The organism is Glutamicibacter sp. Je.9.36, from assembly GCF_051129975.1.
Taxonomy (GTDB): Bacteria; Actinomycetota; Actinomycetes; order Actinomycetales; family Micrococcaceae; genus Glutamicibacter.
The window spans coordinates 1-2,984 of sequence record NZ_JBCPSN010000014.1 but is presented as its reverse complement, the minus strand read 5'-3'; the positions used below and the strand labels follow the sequence as shown (position 1 = coordinate 2,984).

4 protein-coding genes are annotated in these 2,984 nt (G+C 56.6%); 2 read left to right on the top strand and 2 right to left on the bottom strand.

Annotation, left to right across the window (positions count from 1 at the left end; translation table 11 throughout):
* Nucleotides 1–553 precede the first annotated feature (553 nt).
* Nucleotides 554–754, top strand: a complete 201-nt coding sequence (locus AAZQ98_RS17635) for a helix-turn-helix transcriptional regulator (RefSeq protein ID WP_105662736.1) — start codon at nt 554–556, stop codon at nt 752–754.
* Complete coding sequence (locus AAZQ98_RS17630; protein WP_434694138.1) at nt 751–1,947, top strand: type II toxin-antitoxin system HipA family toxin; 1,197 nt, start codon at nt 751–753, stop codon at nt 1,945–1,947. Before AAZQ98_RS17635 ends, AAZQ98_RS17630 begins: the two co-directional genes overlap by 4 nt.
* A gap of 18 nt (nt 1,948–1,965) precedes the next feature.
* On the opposite strand, the gene AAZQ98_RS17625 is transcribed toward AAZQ98_RS17630, so the two are convergent.
* Together AAZQ98_RS17625 and AAZQ98_RS17620 are read right to left on the bottom strand one after the other, a co-directional pair.
* Nucleotides 1,966–2,409 (bottom strand): MepB family protein, encoded by a 444-nt coding sequence (locus tag AAZQ98_RS17625; protein WP_434694136.1) that lies wholly within the window; start codon nt 2,407–2,409, stop codon nt 1,966–1,968.
* 375 nt (nt 2,410–2,784) lie between these two features.
* Nucleotides 2,785–2,984 (bottom strand): hypothetical protein (locus AAZQ98_RS17620; RefSeq protein WP_434694135.1); only part of this gene is annotated, 200 nt, incomplete at its 5' end.

The following is a 2,984-nucleotide window of genomic DNA, read 5'->3' as shown; positions in this document are numbered from 1 at the left end:
TAAGGCCCACTGCGCCGATGGTACTGCACTCGTGAGGGTGTGGGAGAGTAGGTCACCGCCGGACTTAACTTGAGTAGATGGTTTGAGGCCCTGGTACCGTTCGGTACCGGGGCCTCACCTGTTTAACGAGAAGGGGGAGGGGGAATTGGGCAGCTGGCGCTGCCTGGTTCCTCCTCCCTTCTGCTTTAACGAGCTTGAGTGCTGGCCGCTAGCGCAGACCGCTCAAGGAACGACCAGACAGGCATGGGGTTGTGAATGCAGCCATGGCTAAGCTGTGTCCCGATCTCGGACGCGCTTGAAGTGACTAAGCAGACGGCGTGGCCCTGGACCTCCGCGGCTCACTACGGGAGAGAACGCCCGCTCCGTAGCCGGTGCTTTATCCGATGGGTCCTGGTCCGCCAATCGGCAAGATCCTGCCTTTTGATGCCTCTGATAATCGATTGCTTGCACCTGGCTATCATTTCGGTAACTTGTTGCCGATTCCTGCTCCATGCTGAATGATAGTGAATAGAATGCCGCCAATCGGCGAAATGCTGCCGGAAGAGGATCCTTCATGAATTCAGTGACTGAGCTAGGGGCCGAATTGCAGCGCGTTAGAAAACAGAACGGCCTGACGCAGGAACAGCTGGCTGAATTAGCTGGCATCTCCGAACGTACGCTGCGCTCCATAGAACGCGGGGCGGGAAACCCCTCCATTGAAGCGGTGCTCTCCGTCGCGAATGTACTCGGCCTTCGAATTCGCGTGGCCAAATGATGCCGCAACTCCAAGAGCTCAAGCTTGTTACCAAGGCTGACGTCTACTGCAACGAAAACCTAGCCGGCGCTCTAGCCAGACAGTCCGACGGAAGCGTGGCCTTCAGCTATAACAAGGACTACCTTGCACATGGTGGCGCGGGCATTGCGACATCTTTGCCAGCTTCCCCGGAGGCATACGTTGGGCCTGGGGGCGCGTTGCCATCGTTCTTCTCGGGACTATTGCCCGAAGGCCATCGCCTGACCGTTCTCAAGGACGCAACTAAGACCAGCATCTCTGACGAGTTGACTCTGCTGATGGCAGTGGGCGCCGATACTCCAGGCAATGTACGCGTTGTTCCGGAAGGATCAGCACTGGAGCAGACTCCCGTGGTTGCTGAATTCAGCAGCACGGCCGAACTCGACTTCTCGGTCCTCGCGCGCACCTTGGACCGCCACTCGATCCCCGGCGTGCAAGACAAGATCAGCGCAACCATGCTGACAACACCAGTGGAGTTCAAGAACAGCGCCTATCTGCTCAAGCTTGATCCCCGGGATCATCCGCATTTGATCGTTAATGAGGCGCAGCACCTGAAAGCAGCGCGATTGCTCAAACTTCCGGTCGCAAACAATCGGCTAGTACTGGATTCCACTGGGAGTCCGGGGCTGCTGGTCGAGAGGTTCGATCGCGAAGGTGTCGAGGGGGCGGATAGTCCCACGCGTTTGGCGTTGGAAGATGCCATGCAGGTATTGAACCTTCCGCCGGCAAGCAAGTATGCAGTGAGCACGGAACAAGCTATTGAAGCCTTAGCGCTGCAGTGCCAGGCTCCGGTGCTCGCCAGGCGCAATCTATACATGCAGTTCGTCTTTGCTTGGCTAACTGGCAACGGCGACTTGCATGGAAAGAACGTCTCGATTCTGGCGGACTTGCATGGACGGTTTCATGTAGCGCCCATCTACGACATCCCATGCACCCTGGTCTACGGCGATGACACCATGGCTTTGACTGTTGCCGGCAAGGCTAAGAATCTGAAGAAGAAGCACTGGGCGGAGCTTGCAAGGGTGCTCGGCTTGGCTGACCGGGCCACGCAGTCAGCGAACCAGTTGGCATTAAAAGCCGCATTGACTGTGGATCTCAGCGAGTTGCCTTTTGAAGGTTCACCTTTGCGGGGTGCGCAACGAGAACTCAGGTTTCGGCGCATGGAGCTGCAGTAGACGTCTGAGCGGGACAAGTTAGCCTGCGAGCAACGTGAACGCAGGCAGCTGACTATTCTGGCTTTTCTTCGCTTGCCCCTTAAGGCCAGCCGTCCATGATGGATAGACGCGGAAACCGCGCTTGCCTGGAGCCGATGCTGAGGCGAAGACACCCAGCTCCTCGAGGTGCTGTTGAGTAAAGCGGAAGGCGCCGAAACAGCCGGCTTCCTCGATAAAGACCATAACTCCGCGCAGTCCCTCTTCGGATTCGTAGGGGGCAGTAGTCCCAGTTTCGTCCCGATGCCATATGGCTACGAACCCACCTGGCTTTGTTGGCGTGATCCTTGCGGTCCTGATCCGCCACCGCTCTCCGTCAAGCTCAGTTACCCCGGCTTGATAATCGCTCTGCTGTTCTTCGGGAGTCACCTCGCCATACGCTTGCCCAGTGAGGTGGCAATAGCGTTCCAACGCCGTGAACTTCATAGACTTCATCCTGTATTCGGTAGACCATCAAGTGGAGTGGCAGCGATCCAAACATCGCTGCTATTCACCGTAGCCGAGGGTGGAGCTTACGTAGCACTGCAAGACCTGCATTGGGCCGACATCAATGCCGACTGCTCTAGGCAGTCATTGCGCTGATACCTCCTTGGCCGTCACGCGCATGGAACCTCCAGATGCATCGTTTCGCCATGTGCGTTCTCTTCTTGTGCCTTGCTCAGACGCACGCATGCGCCCGCATCGTCTAATCAGCGGATGTGGGCACAATTCATGGGTTCGCGTATATGCGCACCCTTCTCAAGGGTTCAATAAACTCGCTAGGTACAGGCACCGATGCTCTGAGCAGCTGCGAAATAATGTTTACGCGCTCAGCCCTAGCTCGGTAATAATTGCCAGCGATTGGGCACATGGAAAGAACCGAATCAGCAGTTCAGGAATTAAGTGTGCACGGTCACCGTCAAAAACCACCCACCCGATTTGCAGGACCCCCAAAACCTGTGTATAGTTTTTCCTTGTCGCCGAGAACAAAACGGAAGAAATAACCGGATGTGAAACGGCGG

Bases quoted from the DNA above. Each gene is read 5' to 3' on its own strand.
- AAZQ98_RS17630 (WP_434694138.1), top strand. From the start codon at position 751: ATGATGCCGCAACTCCAAGAGCTCAAGCTTGTTACCAAGGCTGACGTC.
- AAZQ98_RS17635 (WP_105662736.1), top strand. From the start codon at position 554: ATGAATTCAGTGACTGAGCTAGGGGCCGAATTGCAGCGCGTTAGAAAA.
- AAZQ98_RS17625 (WP_434694136.1), bottom strand. From the start codon at position 2,409: ATGAAGTTCACGGCGTTGGAACGCTATTGCCACCTCACTGGGCAAGCG.